The organism is Advenella sp. S44 (genome assembly GCF_002810445.1).
Lineage (GTDB): Bacteria > Pseudomonadota > Gammaproteobacteria > Burkholderiales > Burkholderiaceae_B > Advenella.
Genome location: NZ_NEXS01000001.1, coordinates 236,623 through 254,604, shown reverse-complemented (window position 1 = coordinate 254,604; position 17,982 = coordinate 236,623). Strand labels below are relative to the sequence as shown.

Below are 17,982 nucleotides of genomic sequence, written 5' to 3'. Positions count from 1 at the left end.
TGTTTGCGACATCATTCTGCCGTATAGTGTGCCCGTGTCCGGTTGCGTTCGCTGCCGGAAATCCGCAAGCGGAGCGAGCCATGAAGCATATTGTTTTTCTTGTACCCGAAGGTGTCAATCTTGCCGGGCTGGAACAGGCCAGGCTGGGACTTGCCGAAGCCTGCAGCTACCGCAAGCAGCACAACCTGCCCACGCCATTTACGGTGTCGCTGGCCGGGGCGAAAAGCGAGATACGGGCTGGCAACGGTCATTACACGATTCATCCTGACCATTTGCTGCCGGATATCCCGCAAGCGGATTTATACATTGTGCCGCCAACCACACCATCGCCGGCAGCGTTAAGCGATAACGCCGCCCTGATCGGCTGGATCGCCGCCCAATTTGCACAAGGTGCGCCGGTAGCCAGCTTGTGTATGGGCAGCGCCCTGCTGGCCGCAGCGGGTATTCTTGACGGATTGCGGGCGGTGACGCACTGGCAGGCACTGGAGGCCATGCAGCAGGCATTTCCTCGGGTGCGCTGGAATGCCGACAAAACCATGGATTTTGATGGAGGTGTATTTACCAGTGGCGGCGCGATTTCGGCCAGCCGCCTGATTCTGCACCTGATCGAAATGCATTCGGATCGGGCCACTGCCATCTATTGCGCCAAGGTATTCCAGCTGGATTACGAACGTCATTCACAGTTGCCATTTTCTATTTTTAATGGCTGGAAGGCGCATGGCGATCCCACCATTATGCCGGTGCAGTCGTTCCTGGAGCGGCACTACTCTGAAAAAGTAACGGTTCAACAGCTTTGTCATTCTTTTGCCATGGGGCGACGCACGCTGGAGCGGCGCTTTCGCAAGGCCACCGGCCAGTCTGTACTGGAGTATCAACAGCGGATCAGGGTGGAAGCGGCCAAACGGCAACTTGAAATGACCTCCAGTACTATTTCAGACGTGATGTACGGCGTAGGCTACAACGACGCAAAGGCATTTCGCGATACCTTCCGCAAATACAGCGGCTTGTCGCCGCTGGCCTATCGCGAGCGGTATCAATAGCAGACGGGCGGCACAATATTGTGTCGGGCCGCCAGGCCGCCCGGTTTAGTAAATAGCTTGAACGCGCGGCATCTTGCGGATGTTTTCGATCGCCCGCATGCCCGACTGAACCTGACTGTCGGAAAGGCAATTGCCGTATTGCGCCAGGCCAAGCACTTTCTGATGAATTTCCTCTCGTGACAGGGTATTGCCCGGATCGCCTTTCGGTTCGTCGACCCGGCCCTGCAGGGTTCGTCCGTCCTGCGTGATCACCGACACCTTGCCGATCCAGCGTTGCGGGTAAGCGGTATCGACTTCTTCGTCCAGTTCCATGGTGACACGGTCACGAAACTGCGCAACCGCCTGATCGTTCAGGGCCGCATCGAAATCCGGCATGCCGGCACGCTGGCGCAGCGCAATCAGCGCCAGCACTGTACCCATGGAGAATTTGGACTGGTGTACGGTCTCGGGACGAGTGACTGTGCCCAGCACGTCGATGGCGCCCTGATGGACATGGGTTATTACACGGCTGATATCGGAAGCGGCCAGCCCGTGATCTTGCATGACACGGGCCAGCGCATCGGCGGCAGGATGCGTATGGCGGCAGGAAGCGTGATATTTGAACGACGTTTCGGCCAGTGCCCAGCGTGAGCCCAACCTGTCGGTCAGGCGGGCAGGATCGGCATCGCTGGACATACCCGCGCCCATGCCCTGAGCCCCTTCCAGAATTTGCCGCGCGCCAGTAAAGCCATCGCGCGCCAGCCAGGCTGCAGTCAGTCCATTGGCTGCCGCCTTGGCAGTATGCAGTTGCTTGGAGTCGGCAGCGGTACGCAAAAATTCCCACAAGCCGGCGGCCTGGGTGCCCGCCGAGCCGATGGCATCGAGCATTTGCGCAGGCGAGAGCGACATCAGGCGAGCCGCAGCCACGGCAGCGGCAATGGTGCCGGCCGTACCGGTTGTGTGAAAAATGCGATAGTGGGAACGGCCAAGAAACTCGCCCACCCGGATACCGGCTTCGTAGCCCGCCACGCAAGCGGTCAGCAGGTCTTTGCCAGAGGCCCCGATATCCTGGGCGACGGCCAGCGCTGCCGGGAACACCACAGCCGCCGGATGAAATACCGAGCCATTATGCACGTCGTCCTGTTCCACCATATGCGCGGCCGCGCCGTTGACCAGGGCAGCAAACAGCGGTGAGGTGGTTTGCGCAGAGCCGATAATTTGCGCGCTGCCCCGGGCCGGACCCATGGCCAGAGCAAAATCGCGGATGGATTTGACCGGTCGCGCCGGATAACCGGCCACCATGGAGCCGAAGGTATCTAACAGAAAATCCTCACAGCGGGCAATGACCGCTTCAGGGATCGTGTCATAGCTGAGCGTGGCGGTAAACTCGGCAAGAGTGGCGCTGGGTGTTTGCGTCATAACAGGCTTCCTGGACAAAATAGCGGGTAATAATCAGTTAGCTTAGAACGAACGGGGCAGGCCCAGAACGTGCTCGGCGACATAGGAATAAATCAGGTTGGTCGAAATGGGGGCGACCTGGTAGAGTCGGGTTTCCCGGAACTTGCGCTCGACATCGTATTCGTTAGCGAAGCCGAAACCGCCATGAAACTGCAAACACGCATTGGCCGCTTCCCACGAGGCTTCTGCGGCCAGCAGTTTGGCCATGTTGGCCTGCGTGCCACACGCCTGCTTGGCGTCAAAGCGGCGGGCGGCTTCATAGCGCATCAGGCTGGCTGCCTCGATATTGATAAAGGCCTTGGCAATGGGGAACTGCACGCCCTGGTTCTGACCTATCGGGCGGCCGAACACCTTGCGTTCCTTGACGTAGGCGCTCACTTTATCGATAAACCAGTATCCGTCGCCAATACATTCTGCCGCAATCAGGGTGCGTTCGGCATTCAAGCCGTCCAGAATATATTTGAAGCCCTTGCCTTCTTCGCCGATCAGGCTTTCTTCAGGCAGTTCGAGATTGTCAAAAAACAGCTCGTTGGTTTCGTGGTTAACCATGTTCGGAATCGGCTGCAGGCTCATACCACCCTTGAGGGCGGCGTGAATGTCGACCAGGAAAATGGACATGCCTTCGGACTTGCGGGTAACCTGCTCCAGGGGGGTGGTGCGGGCCAGCAAAATCATCAGATCCGAATGCTGAACCCGGGAAATCCAGACTTTCTGGCCATTGATCACGTAACGGCCCTCTTTTTTGACGGCGGTCGTTTTGATCTTGGTGGTGTCGGTGCCGGTAGTCGGCTCTGTCACGGCCATGGACTGCAAACGTAGCTGACCGGTGGCGATTTTGGGCAGGTAATGCTTTTTCTGCTCGTCCGAACCATGGCGCAGCAGCGTTCCCATGTTGTACATCTGGCCGTGGCAGGCTCCGGAATTACCCCCGCAACGGTTGATCTCTTCCATGATGACGCTCGCTTCAGTTAGACTGAGGCCCGAACCACCATATTCCTGGGGAATCAGGGCGGCCAGCCAGCCGGCTTCGGTCAGGGCATTGACAAATGCTTCGGGGTAGCCGCGCTTCTCGTCAATATCACGAAAATACTCAGCAGGAAATTGGGCGCACAAATCACGAATGGCATCGCGAATGTCCTGGTAGTCGTCAGCTTGATGTTGCATGATGGAAGTCTCGGAAAGGTTAACAGTAACAACCTGTACTTTGACAGATTGCACCGGTTCTGGATATTGATGTTTGCTTAACAAAGACTTTAGTGTTTATTAAGGAGCACCGCAGATGGCGATGCATTTTGACCTCACTGACATGCAGTTGATGGTGCATATTAGTGAAGTGAACAGTCTGACCAAGGGAGCAGAGCGCTCCTGTCTGTCGCTGCCGGCAGCCAGCAACCGGGTGAAGAATCTGGAAAACAACCTGGGAACTGCGTTGTTGTATCGTAACAGCCAGGGCGTCACGCTCACGCCCTCGGGTGAGGCGTTTGTCCGCCATGCCCACATTGTTTTGCGTCAGCTTGAGCATCTGCGAGGCGATATCCGGGAATTTGCCGAAGGCATCAAGGGCAAAGTGCGCGTGTATGCCAATACGACCGCCATGAACGAATTTATGCCCGACATTCTGAGCCGCTATCTTGCCCTGCACCCGGATGTCAGTGTCGAACTGCGCGAGCGCCTCAGTTATCGGATTATCAAGCTGGTAGCCGAAGGGCTAGCCGACATTGGCGTGGTCGCGGGCATCGACCAAGAGCAGATTGCCTCGGAAGATGGCTTGCGCTTTATCCCGTATCGATCCGACAATCTGGTGCTGGTGACTTCGCAGAATCATCCGCTGGCGGCCTGCGATGAGCTGGCTTTTGCAGAAACCTTGTCCTATGAGTTTGTCGGCCTGTCCGAATGGAGTGCCATTCATGCGTTCCTCAAGCAAGCCGCCGAGACGCTGGGCAGTCCCTTGCGTTTTCGTGTGGAAGTGGGCGGGTTCGAAGCGGCCTGCCGGATGATTGCCGCCAATGCGGGTATTGGCGTGATCCCCGAAACAGCTGCGGCGCGCTATGTGGCGAACATGCCGCTAAAAATTATCCGTCTGAGCGATCGCTGGGCCTTGCGCCGCCTGTACGTTTGCGTGCAAAGCCTGGTCGACCTTCCGCCTTTCGCGCAGGAACTGGTGGCGCTTATGCAGGCAGATGCCGGGTTGACCGCGCAAGCCGATTCTGCGCAAGAGGACCGCAGCCTGCGCAATCGTAAGCGCGACAAGCGCTAAGAGGCGGTAAACTGGTCCTTTGTGATGCATCTGCGCTTGGGCGGTCGGGACGGTGCAACCGCATATAACGGCACGCGACGGGTCCATAGCGCTGACATCTGGCCACGCCTCAGGGCCCCGCGTGTCCATTTGCCGCTTGCGGCCAATCCGGCACGCCATAGGATCAGGTAAAGTCTGCCTTTCAGGATTAAGAATTCCCCTGTCAGCGGCCTAGCGGTTATGCTGATGCTTTATCTATTGCCAGGAAACAGTGCGAATGACTCAGGATGCTCAGCAGTCCGACCTTTCCGACTGGATCGGTCGCCAGCAGATGGCACAGGATTTTATCAATCCGTCCCATGTAAGAAAAATTGCCGCGACGCTGCAGACAGCGGCGCCCGAGGCCGGGCAGGCGCTCCCGCCGCTATGGCAGTGGGCGCTGTTCATTGAGCCCGCAGCGCAGGATGAGCTGGGTACTGACGGCCACCCCAAGCGCGGCGGATTTCTGCCCGCTGCCGATAATCGTAATCGCATGTGGGCCGGCGGACGCCTGCAATTTCATAGGCCCTTACTGGTCGGGCGCGATGGCCAATGTGTGTCCACCATTTCCGCCATCCGGGAAAAACAGGGCAGCACCGGCAAGCTGCTTTTCGTGACGGTCACGCATGAATACAAGCAGGATGGTCAAGTCTGCATCCACGAGGAGCAGGATATCGTTTATCGCGAACCGTCTGCACCCAAACTGGGCGGGACTGAGGCCGCGCCTGCCGGCGACTGGTCCGAAAGCATTATCCCCACCAGTACAATGTTGTTTCGCTATTCGGCGGTCACCTTCAATGGTCATCGCATCCATTATGATCATCCCTACGTGACGCAGGCCGAAGGCTATCCCGGCCTGGTGGTGCATGGTCCGATGATCGCAACGCGTCTGCTGCAGGCGTTTTGCCAGGCCAACCCCGCTAAAACCGTGACCGGGTTTTCATTTCGCGGGCATCGGCCCCTGATTGCGCCGGACGAGTTCCGCGCTCAGGGCGCGATCGTCGAAGCCGGCCGGGCCCGTGTATGGGCAGAGCAGCAGGGCACCGTTGTCCAGACTGGAGAGGTACATTTCAAATGAAAAAAACACAATCTACGGGCGTTCGCCCTCTTGACGGCATCACCGTCCTGAGCCTGGAACATGCGATTGCAGCGCCATTCTGCACACGCCAGCTGGCTGACCTGGGCGCGCGCGTCATCAAGGTCGAGCGTCCGCGTGTGGGCGATTTCGCACGCAATTATGATGAACGCGTCAACGGCATGGCGTCTCATTTTGTCTGGACCAATCGCTCCAAGGAAAGTCTCACACTGGATTTGAAAAGTCCGCAGGCCAAAGAAGTGCTGGCGCGGCTGCTGCCTCAGGTAGACGTGCTGGTGCAGAACCTGGCGCCAGGGGCCGCAGCCCGCCTGGGGCTGTCGTTCGATGCACTGCACGAACAATATCCGGGGCTGATTGTTTGTGATATTTCCGGCTATGGCGCCGGCGGCCCGTATGAGCACAAGAAAGCCTATGATTTGCTGATCCAGAGTGAGAGCGGTTTTGTTTCGGTCACCGGCAGCGCTAATGAGCCGGCCAAGGCAGGCTGTTCCATCGCCGATATTGCAGCCGGCATGTACGCGTACAGCCATATTCTGTCGGCGCTGCTGCAACGGGGCAAGACCGGCGAAGGCAGCCATATCGACCTGACCATGCTGGAAAGCATGGTCGAGTGGATGGGTTTCCCGATGTATTACGCCTATGAGGGCGCGCCGCCACCGGTCAGAGCGGGCGCCGCGCATGCGTCCATCTACCCCTATGGGCCGTTTCTGGCCGGCAACGGCAAAACGATTATGCTGGGGCTGCAGAACGAACGCGAATGGAAAGTGTTTTGTGAACAGGTGCTGGAAAAGCCCGAACTGGCCACCGACCCCCGTTTTGCCTCCAACACGATGCGCACTGCCAATCGCGATGCCTTGCGTGACCTGATCATCCAGTCCTTTGCGGCCTACGACGATGAACAGATCATCGAGCGCCTGGAGAAAGCCGCCATTGCCAACGCGCGGGTCAACGACATGAAGGCGGTGTGGGACCATCCACAGTTAAAGGCGCGCAACCGCTGGACGCAAATGGACAGCCCCGTGGGCACATTACCGGCCATTTTGCCGCCGGGCGTGAACAACAGCTACGACTTTCGCATCGATGCTGTCCCCGATCTCGGAGAGCATTCGGCCGCGATTCTGGATGAACTGGGATATGATGAGGTCACGATCGGTCAGTGGCAGTCTGCCGGTATTGTCTGACGCGTTGCCCCAAAAGGCGGAATCGCCAGCCCGCCGACATCTGCAATACCAACTGCAATAATCAAGGAGTTTGCCAGTCATGAAAATGCGATCCGCGCTGTTTGTCCCTGCCACCCGGGTTGACAGAATTCCCAAGGCGCTGGCCAGTGGCGCCGATATCGTCATCGTTGACCTGGAAGATGCGGTGGAACACGACGCCAAGCAAAGCGCTCGCGAGGCGTTGCGCGACTTTGCCAACGCCAGTCCCGAGTCGCAATTTCTGTTGCGCGTCAATGATGCGGGCAGCCGCTGGTTCAACGACGATATTGCGCTTTGCGCCAAAGTGGCAAACATTACAGGCGTGATGTTGCCCAAGGCTGAGAGCGAATCACAGATCAAGGCCGCCGGCATGGCCAGAAAGCCGGTATATCCGATTATTGAAAGCGCCATGGGCATCATGCGCATGCCGGAACTATGCCAGGCCCCCGGGGTGACGCGGCTCTCGTTTGGCGCGCTGGACCTGGCGCTGGACCTGAACATGGATGGCGGCTCGCCAGGCGCGCAGCAGTTGCTCGCTAGCGTGCGCCCGCAACTGGTGATCCAGAGCCGTGCGGCTGGTATTGAGGCGCCGCTGGATGGCGTTTTTCCTGACATTGCCGATACCGACGGGCTCAGGCAGTCGGTATCTTTGGCCAGGGGTATGGGTTTTGCAGGCGCGCTGTGCATCCATCCGTCGCAACTGGCCGTGATTCACGCCGTATTCGAGCCCACTGCGCAGGAAAAAGACTGGGCGCAACGCGTGCTGGATGAATATCAGAAAAGTGGTCGTGCTGCGTTCAAGCTGGACGGCCAGATGGTGGACATGCCTGTTATAGAGAAAGCTCGACGGATTCTTCAGTCACATCCTTAGGCAAACGGACAATAAAGGTGGTGCCGCGTCCGGGAGCAGACTGCACGCGAATATCACCGTGATGGCGCGTGACAACCGTTTTGACGAAAATCAGACCAAGCCCCAGGCCGCCTGGGTCTTGCTGGTTGCCGGAGCCCACGCGCGTAAATGGCGTGAACAGATGCTGCTGGTCTTCAGCGCTGATGCCGCAACCTTCATCCTGAATGCTCAGTTCCCAGAACTCGCCTGCCGCTGTCACGCTGCATGTGACGGTCGTATTGTCCGGGCTGTACTTGAAGGCATTTTCCAGCAGATTGCCCAGGCAGCGCATCAGCAGTGACTGATCTCCCTTGATGAAGGCGCATAGCGGCTCGATGTTGCTCACAATCGGAATATTACGGGCGCGGCTGTCGACCCATAGCTCATTGATCGCATCCTGCAGCAAATCGCTCAGGTTCAACGGCACAAAATCGATGTCGGCTTTTTCGGCACGCGTGAACTGGATGAAGTCTTCCACCAGGCCGATCGTCCTTTCCGACAGATGTCCCACGCGTTGCAACAGCTCAGACGCGGGCAGTGCGCGATCGGGATCGGATTGCAGGTTGATCAGGGCAAGAATGGAGTTCTGGGGCGCCCGCATATCGTGCGAGATGAATCGCAGAGTCTCGTCCCGCTTGCGTTCGGCCTGGCGCAGCGCACTAATGTCGATCAGGTTCAGAATGTATCCCGAGCGGCGACGGCCTGCGGTGTAGGTGGGCATGGACTTGAGCAGCAGATCATTGCCGGCGCGGTCGCGCACTTCGAATCCCTCTTCGGTGTGGATCGCCGCTGCTGCGTTATAGGTTTGCGCCAGCTGGCTGCAAGTTGCGCGCTCCGGGTGCTCGATGGCCGTCACGAGCTCGCGGCACACTAGCGGGTCGTCGATGATGGCGTGAAGCAAAGACTGAATACCCAGTCCTTCGGTAAGGGTCTGCGTGCCCAGGCCCGCCATATAACGGCTGGCGCTGCGCGTCCATAACGTCAACTGATGGCTGGCATCGAATACAACGGCCGGGTCCGGAATCGCATTGAAGCTGTCGCTGATGAACTGGCGCAGCGAACGCACGCGATCCAGTGCGAAGCGCAACTCCATGATTCGTTCATTCAATGACAAATGAAAATTGCGGGGCGCCTCTGCCAGCGCTTTTTCTGCGCGCAGCAAAGGATATTCGCGATTCAGTTCGCTCATTTCCCAGCTCATCTGATTCAGGGCGATCTCCTGCGTGCGCCAGCTCCACACCGGATAAGTCAGGGCGATGCCGACCATGGCCGCAACCGGGGAGATCCAGTCGTTGTGCAGCCAGAGCATCAGCAATGATCCGCTTAACGTCAGCAGCAGCGCCACCAGCGTGGCCAGCAGAACGCGCCGGGGTGACAGTTGCCGCACTGCGACCAGCAGCAGCAAAACGGGAACCAACGACACCAGGGTGTGGGTCATGGGCGCCGGGCTCACAATCCAGTTTCCTTCGCGTGCCGATTGCAGCACATTGGCCAGCACTTCCACGCCCGACATATTGTCGACAATACCGGAGGAAACCGGTGTCGGGAAGCGGTCGCCCATGCCGGTGCCCCATGCGCCGATCAGCACAAACTTGTTCTCGAAATAACTGGCCGGCACGCGCCCAAACAGTATGTCGCTGTACGAGATCATGGGGAAACTCATTGGCGCGCCGACAAATGGAAGCAGATAGGGCTGTTGCCGGTCTGCTGCGGCAGCCGGTCTGACCGATGCGTTCACGCCGCCAACAGCGAGCATAGAAAGGGCAAAGTGTTTCTGCGCACTGTCATGCGGCGCTGTCAGATGGATACGCCTGACCATGCCGTCGGTATCGGGGACAATATTGATAAAACCCAGGCTGCGGGCGGCTTCTGTCAGTTTGGGAATGGGATTGACAGACAGCCGTCGGCCCGGGTCGGAGAGAAAGTTGGCCAGCACCGTATGCCCGTTTTGACCGATGGCATCGGCGAACTGTTGGTCCTCTAGCGGAAAGCGCGGATCGGCATCGGCAAAAAGAATATCGAATCCGACGGCGCGCGCATGGCGCAGCCGCTCCAGCAAATCGGCGTGAACGCTGCGGCTCCAGGGCCAGAAACCGATTTGAGCCAGACTTTTGTCGTCGATCACGACAATGACAATATCAGAGTCCGGCTGACGCGCATGCGTGTAGCTGAGCGCGACATCGTACAGCCCGAAGCTGACACGCGAAAGAACCGAGAACTGGCTGCATAGCGTAGTCACGCTGAGCATTAGCAGCGCCACCAGGATCCACTCCCGATTGTAGCGCCGGCCAAGTGCCCCTCGCATCGCGCTGCCGCCGATTAAAACAACGGCCGCAGCAGATTGCTGCCGTTGCCAACGCGAACCGGCAAGCCCTGACCATCGTTGACGGTATTGAGGGTTTGCTGGATTTGCAGAATCGCGTCGCTACCGGTGAGCATCGCCTGGTCCACAGAACGAACCAGTACATAGACCGTCCCATCGCGTACCGCCGGCAGTTCGGTTGTGGTCTCGGTCATTTGCTGGCGCCACAGCAAGTCGTAGCCGTCGCGGTCCTCGGCAAGAATCACTTCATAGGCTGTCGCACCGGGCACCGGGTCAAAACTGAGCGTATGACTTTGCGAATGCGACTCCATGGGGTGCAGCTTCGGGGGCGGCAGCAAGGAATGCGGCCCTGCCGATTGTCCGGTTGCGGAGGTGACTACCCCCTGGTTGCTGGTCAGTGTGGCGGGCGCGACATCATTGGCGGGCGCGAAGTCAGCCTGTCCCTTGACGATGACGCTGTATGCGCCCTGGTCCTGGCGCCTTCCGGCGCGCAAAACGGTGCCGCGAACCCCGGTTACGCTGATCGGCGTGCGAATTTCAAAGCGACCGACGCCCTGGCCGCCCGGGTTGACATGACTGTGGATCTCGCCCTGGTCGATGGTGAATATGGCATCAATATATTCGGTGCCCGAAAAGCGCTGCAGCCGCTTGGCGGTCACCGTGCTATTAGCCGGCACCAGTACTTTGCTCTGGTCAGGCAGCGTCAACGTGACGTTGCTGTCGGCTACCGTGGTAATGACGGCGCCTTCGGCAATTTGCTCACCGGTTTGCCGGATCGGACGCCCGTTCAGAAAGGCCTGCCCGCGCAAATGCGAGATGGTGGCGCTGGCGGGCACCTCGTCTATCATGGAAAACGGGATTTTAAGCTCGAATCCGACGGGAATTTTGTACTGATCGGAAATGCCGTTGATCTGGCGGATGGCTTTCCAGTTTTCCGGATTACGGGTAAAACGCTGGGACAGGGTCAGAAGAATGTCGCCGGGAACCAAGCGATAGGTGAAGTACTCGCCGCGAGCGCCGGTTGCCTGGGCGAGCGCGGGGGCGCTAACCAATGGACCGGCGACCAGCAGGACCGCCAGACAGACAACAGCGAAGCAGCGTGTTCTCATGTCGTGCCGTTGGCGCGGGTTTGCCCAGGTTGTGCCTGCGCATCGGCGGCAGAGGGTTCGGCAACGGTTTCCAGTCGGTAGCCCAGTGCATATGATGAAACAATACGCAGGCCGTTTTCGGGACGGATTTGCAATTTTTGCCTGACGTTGGACAAATGCGTGTCAAGCGTGCGAGAGGTTGCCGGAATCTCGCGATTCCAAATGGACGCACTGAGCGCGTCCCGGGAAAATAGCCGCCCCATGTTGCGAAAAAACAGGACAGCCAGGTCAAATTCCTTGGGTGCCAGTGACACCGGCTCGTTGTGCAAGCGCACCGATCGCAGTCGGGTATCGATCACATACGGACCCACTTCAATCATGGTGTTGTCAATGTCGGACGGATTGGCGCGCCGCAGCAGCGACAGCATGCGAACGCGCAAGACTTGCGCGGTGTAGGGTTTGACAAGGTAATCGTCGGCGCCGGCCTCGATGGCTTCGACCAGGTCTTCTTCGCTGGTACGGCTGGTCAGAAACAGCACCGGCAGGGAATAGCCGATATTGTTGCGAACCCAGGTTAGCACGTCTTTGCCGGTAATCTCGGGCAGTTCCCAGTCAAGAATGAGCAGGTCGAACATGTCCGGATCGCGCAGGGCAGACATCAATTCCTTGCCAGAGCTATAGTGCGTACACCCATACCCCATTTTTTCTACGGCCTGTACCATTTGCGCCGCCTGGGCAAGATCATCTTCTAGTATGGCAATCTTCATGTGATTATTCCTAGTATGGCGAGGCTCAGGATGACTGACCAGGCGCATGATCCCCGCAAAAGGGAAAGAGTGTCACGAATTATAGCAAAACCGTTGTTTTTTATGGACTATTTCGCCGCGAGCCGCACATGCTGGTCTTTTCCGGGGGATGCCCGCAAAGCGCCCCCTGTGATTTGCAACGTGCTGTTTTCTTGACGTTTTGTTGTCATTGTGTTAATGTGACGGGCTACCTAGTGTTAATAGCGGTAGGTAATAGCAGTAAGACTTGTTGCTCTTTGGTTGTTTGACGGTCTCTGTTATATGGTCGTTTCGCCGGCTGGCGCTTTGTAAAAGGCGCCTTTTGACGCTTCAGTTGCAAGCCTGACAGGCAGTCGCAGCTATTGTATCTGGCGAAATGGCGCGGGTTCCGGGCGGTGGTGCTTTGCAGCAGTATCAGCAAAGCGCAAGCCGGCAAGCGGAACCAGAACATATGGCAGGCCGGCCCCGGTAATTGTGGCAAAGCAATATCCCTGAACGTTTCACGCAAACTTTCCTGGTATTTTCTTTCACAGTCCGGCGCGAAGGCATCTTCGGGAGCACAATTTTAAAAGCAGTATCCTGGTCAGAATGTCGTGTCAAAGCAACATGCACTCGGGCAACACAGCATGCATACGCAAATATGCATAAATGCAACAACGTGTTGGTCCTCCATGCAGGGCACAAGCCTGTACAGGTTTTTTCAGCAAGAGAAGAATCCTGTCCGAACAAGTCCCGACACGTTCCGGTCATATGCCGGCGCTACTATCGCGACTTTGCTGTCCATTCTTTCACCAGGCGTACATTAACGTCAGTACGTAAAACAGACGCAAATATAAATCGGTACAGGTTTTCTGTACATGAAATAGGATAGAAGGTCATGCCAACCATCAGCCAGCTCGTGCGTAAACCGCGCGTAAGCAGCCATGAGAGCAGCAAAAGTCCTGCACTTGAAAACTGCCCTCAGCGTCGTGGCGTATGCACTCGCGTGTATACCACCACACCTAAAAAACCTAACTCTGCGATGCGTAAAGTTGCCAAAGTGCGCTTGACCAACGGTTTCGAAGTCATTTCGTATATCGGTGGTGAAGGTCACAACCTGCAGGAACACTCTGTGGTTCTTGTTCGTGGCGGTCGTGTAAAAGACCTCCCGGGTGTGCGCTATCACATCGTGCGCGGTTCTCTTGACCTGCAAGGTGTCAAGGACCGTAAACAGTCGCGTTCCAAATACGGTGCAAAACGTCCGAAGAAAGCGTAATCCGCTTTTAACGGTTTTAGCCGGATTGGTGCCCACGCACACAATGCTTCCTTCCCACCGGTTGGTAAGCGTGCAGCCGCAGCTGCGAGAAAAAATTATCTGCGGTACGTAAGGGGCTGACCTCTCATATAGGCAGCCACGGCCACGCAAGTGGTTCAACTGAAACAGACACTCTAAGGAAGTACAATGCCACGTCGTCGCGAAGTACCAAAACGCGAGATCCTGCCTGATCCAAAATTCGGCAGTGTTGATCTTGCAAAATTCATGAACGTTGTCATGCTGGCAGGCAAAAAAGCCGTCGCAGAACGTATCATTTATGGCGCGCTTGATCATGTTCAGGCCAAAACAGGTAAAGAACCTATTGAAGTGTTCAACCTGGCAATCAGCAACATCAAACCCATCGTCGAGGTAAAAAGCCGTCGCGTGGGTGGTGCCAACTATCAGGTACCCGTCGAAGTCCGTCCTGTTCGTCGCCTCGCGCTGGCAATGCGCTGGCTGCGTGAAGCCGCTAAAAAACGCGGTGAAAAATCCATGGACCTTCGTCTTGCCGGGGAACTGATGGATGCGGCCGAAGGCCGTGGCTCTGCAATGAAAAAGCGTGAAGACACACACAAAATGGCAGAGGCTAACAAAGCCTTCTCCCATTTCCGCTGGTAAATTAAGGACACAACCATGGCCCGCAAAACCCCGCTCGAACGATACCGCAACATCGGTATTTCTGCCCATATTGACGCTGGTAAAACCACAACGACAGAACGTATTCTGTTTTATACCGGTGTGAGCCACAAAATTGGTGAAGTGCACGATGGTGCAGCCACCATGGACTGGATGGAGCAGGAACAGGAACGCGGTATTACCATTACTTCAGCCGCGACCACCGCTTTCTGGCGGGGCATGGCGGGTAACTATCCGGAACACCGCATCAATATTATTGACACCCCGGGACACGTTGACTTCACGATTGAAGTTGAACGTTCCATGCGTGTGCTCGATGGTGCCTGCATGGTCTACTGCGCAGTAGGCGGCGTTCAGCCGCAATCTGAAACTGTATGGCGTCAGGCTAACAAGTACAAAGTGCCTCGTCTGGCCTTTGTGAACAAAATGGACCGCACCGGCGCCAATTTCTTCAAGGTCTATGACCAGCTGAAAAACCGCTTGCGCGCCCATCCTGTGCCTATCGTTCTGCCTATCGGCGCAGAAGACGGCTTCAAAGGCGTGGTCGATCTGATCAAGATGAAAGCCATCGTCTGGGACGACGCCAGCCAGGGTACCAAGTTTGAATACCTGGATATTCCTGCTGAACTGGTGGATACAGCCAATGAATGGCGCGAAAAACTGGTTGAAACGGCTGCCGAAGCTTCCGAAGAACTCATGGACAAATACCTTGAGAGCGGCGAGCTGACCGAAGCTGAAATCAACAAGGCGATTCGCGACCGTACCATTGCATGTGAAATTCAGCCAATGCTTTGCGGTACTGCCTTCAAGAACAAAGGCGTGCAGCGCATGCTGGATGCAGTGATTGACTATCTGCCGTCTCCGGCCGATATTCCTCCTGTTACCGGCGAAGACGATGCAGGTAATCCTGTTACCCGCAAGGCCGAAGACAAGGAAAAATTCTCAGCGCTGGCATTCAAGCTGATGACCGATCCTTTCGTTGGTCAGCTGACTTTCGTGCGCGTGTACTCCGGCGTGCTGAGCTCTGGAGATACGGTCTATAACCCCATCAAGGGCAAAAAAGAGCGTATCGGCCGGATTCTGCAGATGCATGCGAATAACCGCGAAGAAATCAAGGAAGTTCTGGCTGGCGACATCGCCGCTGTGGTCGGTCTGAAAGACGTGACAACAGGCGAAACGCTGTGTGACCTGGATTCTCATATCATGCTCGAGCGCATGGAGTTTCCAGAGCCCGTGATTTCACAGGCAGTTGAGCCAAAAACCAAGGCTGACCAGGAAAGAATGGGTATGGCCCTGTCTCGTCTGGCCGCAGAGGATCCTTCCTTCCGCGTGCGCAGTGACGAAGAATCAGGCCAAACCATTATTTCCGGTATGGGCGAGCTGCACCTGGAAATTCTGGTAGATCGCATGAGGCGCGAGTTTAACGTAGACGCCAACGTGGGTAAACCACAAGTGGCCTACCGTGAAACCATTCGCAAGGTATGTGAAGAAGTTGAAGGCAAGTTCGTTAAACAGTCCGGTGGTCGTGGTCAGTATGGTCACGTTGTACTGAAACTGGAGCCGCTGCCTCCTGGTGGCGCCGGTTACGAATTCGTTGACGCGATCAAGGGCGGTGTGGTTCCTCGTGAATACATCCCTGCTGTTGACAAAGGTATTCAGGAAACCCTGTCTGCCGGTGTCGTCGCCGGATACCCGGTTGTTGATATCAAGGTAACGCTGTTCTTCGGTTCTTACCATGACGTTGACTCGAACGAAAATGCCTTCCGCATGGCCGCATCCATGGCCTTCAAGGAAGGGATGCGCAAGGCCCAGGCGGTTCTGCTGGAGCCGATGATGGCAGTGGAAGTGGAAACACCTGAAGATTACGCCGGTACTGTGATGGGCGATCTGTCCTCACGCCGAGGTATGGTTCAGGGCATGGACGACATGGTTGGCGGCGGCAAAGTGATTAAAGCCGAAGTGCCGCTGGCAGAAATGTTTGGTTATGCAACCAATCTGCGTTCTCTGACACAGGGTCGCGCAACGTACACGATGGAATTCAAGCAATACGCTGAAGCGCCTAAGAACGTTGCCGAAGAAGTCATCAGCGCCCGCAGCAAATAAACACAACAGGTGTTGCGCCTGCTCTGCAAAAGATTCAGACAGGCGCAACGTTTTCATATTCAGATAGATTAAGTATTGGATAGATATTATGGCAAAAGGTAAGTTTGAACGTACCAAACCACACGTAAACGTAGGTACGATTGGTCACGTTGACCATGGCAAAACAACGCTGACAGCGGCGATTACAACGGTATTGTCCAAGCACTTTGGCGGCGAAGCCAAAGGCTACGACCAGATTGACGCGGCGCCTGAAGAAAAAGCGCGTGGTATCACGATCAACACGTCTCACGTTGAGTACGAGACCGACACCCGCCACTACGCCCACGTAGACTGCCCGGGCCACGCCGACTATGTTAAAAACATGATCACGGGTGCTGCGCAGATGGACGGCGCGATCCTGGTATGTTCGGCCGCTGACGGCCCAATGCCCCAGACGCGTGAGCACATCCTGCTGTCACGTCAGGTTGGCGTGCCGTACATTGTTGTGTTCCTGAACAAAGCGGACATGGTTGACGATGAGGAGCTGCTGGAGCTGGTCGAAATGGAAGTGCGCGAGCTGCTGTCCAAATACGACTTCCCCGGCGACGACACACCGGTCATCAAGGGTTCAGCCAAACTGGCACTGGAAGGCGACGAAGGCCCACTGGGCAAGCAAGCCATCCTGCAGCTGGCCGAAGCACTCGATAGCTACATCCCGACGCCAGAGCGTGCCGTAGACGGTACATTCCTGATGCCCGTAGAAGACGTATTCTCGATCTCTGGTCGTGGTACGGTGGTCACAGGCCGTATTGAGCGCGGTATTGTTAAGGTTGGCGAAGAGATTGAAATCGTCGGTATCAAGGACACCGTCAAAACCACTTGCACGGGCGTGGAAATGTTCCGCAAGCTGCTGGACGAAGGTCAGGCGGGCGATAACGTGGGTATTTTGCTGCGTGGTACGAAGCGTGAAGACGTTGAGCGTGGTCAGGTTCTGGCCAAGCCCGGTTCGATCAAGCCGCACACCGGCTTTGCCGCCGAGGTGTATATTCTGTCCAAAGAGGAAGGCGGTCGTCACACCCCCTTCTTCCAGGGCTATCGTCCGCAGTTTTACTTCCGTACAACGGACGTAACTGGCACGATCAAGCTGCCAGAGGACAAAGAAATGGTTCTGCCTGGCGATAACGTATCAATGGACGTTGAGCTGATTGCCCCGATCGCCATGGAAGAAGGTCTGCGTTTCGCGATTCGCGAAGGCGGCCGTACCGTTGGCGCCGGCGTGGTTGCCAAAATCACGAAGTAATATTTACAGATGCAACCGGCAGTCTTCGGACTGTCGGTCATCTTTGTCGCTGCCCCGATCAGGTAGTTCGTTCTTTATAATTGTTCTTTAGGAATTCCCATGAAAAACCAGAAAATCCGTATTCGCCTTAAAGCATTTGACTACAAACTTATCGACCAGTCAGCTGCCGAGATCGTGGATACTGCAAAGCGCACCGGTGCTGTTGTCCGTGGTCCCGTACCACTGCCAACCCGCATTAAACGCTACGACGTACTGCGTTCACCTCACGTGAACAAAACATCACGTGACCAGTTCGAAATCCGTACGCACCAACGTCTGATGGACATCGTTGATCCAACAGATAAAACCGTTGACGCGCTGATGCGCCTGGATTTGCCTGCTGGTGTTGATGTAGAAATCGCACTGCAATAAGACAAATGGTTGTTCATTGGCCGGTCTGATCTGCCGCCCTGGCGATGGCTCGCTGGCCATAAAATACCGTGCCCTGGCACGGTATTTTCTTTTGCGGGCAAGCAAGGCAAAACATAATGCCGCAGCG

At 56.6% G+C, this 17,982-nt stretch carries 15 protein-coding genes; 10 read left to right on the top strand and 5 right to left on the bottom strand.

All coding sequences use genetic code 11. From position 1 onward, the window contains the following. Window positions 1–80 precede the first annotated feature (80 nt). Window positions 81–1,040 carry a GlxA family transcriptional regulator gene (locus CAP48_RS01170; RefSeq protein WP_100694190.1) on the top strand — a complete coding sequence of 320 codons (960 nt, stop codon included), beginning with the start codon at window positions 81–83 and terminating at the stop codon, window positions 1,038–1,040. A gap of 45 nt (window positions 1,041–1,085) precedes the next feature. Here the strand turns inward: CAP48_RS01170 and CAP48_RS01165 are convergent, their stop codons facing one another. Further along, on the bottom strand, window positions 1,086–2,456 hold the full coding sequence (locus tag CAP48_RS01165) for an MmgE/PrpD family protein (RefSeq protein ID WP_369806310.1): 1,371 nt from the start codon (window positions 2,454–2,456) through the stop codon (window positions 1,086–1,088). A gap of 24 nt (window positions 2,457–2,480) precedes the next feature. After that, entirely contained in the window at window positions 2,481–3,641 is a 1,161-nt protein-coding gene (locus tag CAP48_RS01160; RefSeq protein WP_100694188.1) for an acyl-CoA dehydrogenase family protein, read from the bottom strand. A gap of 115 nt (window positions 3,642–3,756) precedes the next feature. Here CAP48_RS01160 and CAP48_RS01155 point away from each other — a divergent pair, with 115 nt between their 5' ends. The 4 genes from CAP48_RS01155 to CAP48_RS01140 all read left to right on the top strand — a co-directional run bounded on the left by CAP48_RS01155 (window position 3,757) and on the right by CAP48_RS01140 (window position 7,918). Next, window positions 3,757–4,734: a LysR substrate-binding domain-containing protein gene (locus CAP48_RS01155; protein ID WP_100694187.1), complete on the top strand. Its 978-nt coding sequence runs from the start codon at window positions 3,757–3,759 to the stop codon at window positions 4,732–4,734. 256 nt (window positions 4,735–4,990) lie between these two features. Next, window positions 4,991–5,830: a MaoC family dehydratase N-terminal domain-containing protein gene (locus CAP48_RS01150; protein WP_100694186.1), complete on the top strand. Its 840-nt coding sequence runs from the start codon at window positions 4,991–4,993 to the stop codon at window positions 5,828–5,830. After that, the gene (locus CAP48_RS01145) at window positions 5,827–7,029 is read left to right on the top strand and encodes a CaiB/BaiF CoA-transferase family protein (protein ID WP_100694185.1); all 1,203 of its coding nucleotides are present in this window, start codon (window positions 5,827–5,829) and stop codon (window positions 7,027–7,029) included. Before CAP48_RS01150 ends, CAP48_RS01145 begins: the two co-directional genes overlap by 4 nt. A 79-nt stretch (window positions 7,030–7,108) precedes the next feature. Continuing rightward, window positions 7,109–7,918 (top strand): CoA ester lyase, encoded by an 810-nt coding sequence (locus tag CAP48_RS01140; protein ID WP_100694184.1) that lies wholly within the window; start codon window positions 7,109–7,111, stop codon window positions 7,916–7,918. Here the strand turns inward: CAP48_RS01140 and CAP48_RS01135 are convergent. The 3 genes from CAP48_RS01135 to CAP48_RS01125 are packed head-to-tail and all read right to left on the bottom strand — an operon-like array spanning window position 7,878 to window position 12,114. Beyond that, a complete protein-coding gene (locus tag CAP48_RS01135; protein ID WP_100694183.1) occupies window positions 7,878–10,241 on the bottom strand; it encodes a CHASE2 domain-containing protein in 2,364 nt (787 codons plus the stop codon). The genes CAP48_RS01140 and CAP48_RS01135 overlap by 41 nt on opposite strands. Window positions 10,242–10,255: 14 nt before the next feature. Then, the gene (locus CAP48_RS01130; RefSeq protein ID WP_100694182.1) at window positions 10,256–11,368 is read right to left on the bottom strand and encodes a FecR domain-containing protein; all 1,113 of its coding nucleotides are present in this window, start codon (window positions 11,366–11,368) and stop codon (window positions 10,256–10,258) included. After that, window positions 11,365–12,114: a response regulator transcription factor gene (locus CAP48_RS01125; RefSeq protein ID WP_100694181.1), complete on the bottom strand. Its 750-nt coding sequence runs from the start codon at window positions 12,112–12,114 to the stop codon at window positions 11,365–11,367. The genes CAP48_RS01130 and CAP48_RS01125 overlap by 4 nt, the downstream gene beginning before the upstream one ends. An 895-nt stretch (window positions 12,115–13,009) precedes the next feature. Between CAP48_RS01125 and rpsL the strand changes: the two genes are divergently transcribed. From rpsL to rpsJ, 5 genes are all read left to right on the top strand, one after another. After that, window positions 13,010–13,387, top strand: coding sequence for a 30S ribosomal protein S12 (gene rpsL / locus CAP48_RS01115; protein ID WP_014752599.1), 378 nt, complete (start codon window positions 13,010–13,012; stop codon window positions 13,385–13,387). Window positions 13,388–13,573: 186 nt separating this feature from the next. Continuing rightward, window positions 13,574–14,044 (top strand): 30S ribosomal protein S7, encoded by a 471-nt coding sequence (gene rpsG / locus CAP48_RS01110; RefSeq protein ID WP_100694179.1) that lies wholly within the window; start codon window positions 13,574–13,576, stop codon window positions 14,042–14,044. Between the two features lie 15 nt (window positions 14,045–14,059). Further along, on the top strand, window positions 14,060–16,165 hold the full coding sequence (fusA, locus tag CAP48_RS01105) for an elongation factor G (protein WP_100694178.1): 2,106 nt from the start codon (window positions 14,060–14,062) through the stop codon (window positions 16,163–16,165). Between the two features lie 88 nt (window positions 16,166–16,253). After that, complete coding sequence (gene tuf / locus CAP48_RS01100; RefSeq protein ID WP_100694177.1) at window positions 16,254–17,444, top strand: elongation factor Tu; 1,191 nt, start codon at window positions 16,254–16,256, stop codon at window positions 17,442–17,444. A gap of 99 nt (window positions 17,445–17,543) precedes the next feature. Beyond that, on the top strand, window positions 17,544–17,855 hold the full coding sequence (rpsJ, locus tag CAP48_RS01095) for a 30S ribosomal protein S10 (RefSeq protein WP_014752595.1): 312 nt from the start codon (window positions 17,544–17,546) through the stop codon (window positions 17,853–17,855). Window positions 17,856–17,982: the final 127 nt, after the last annotated feature.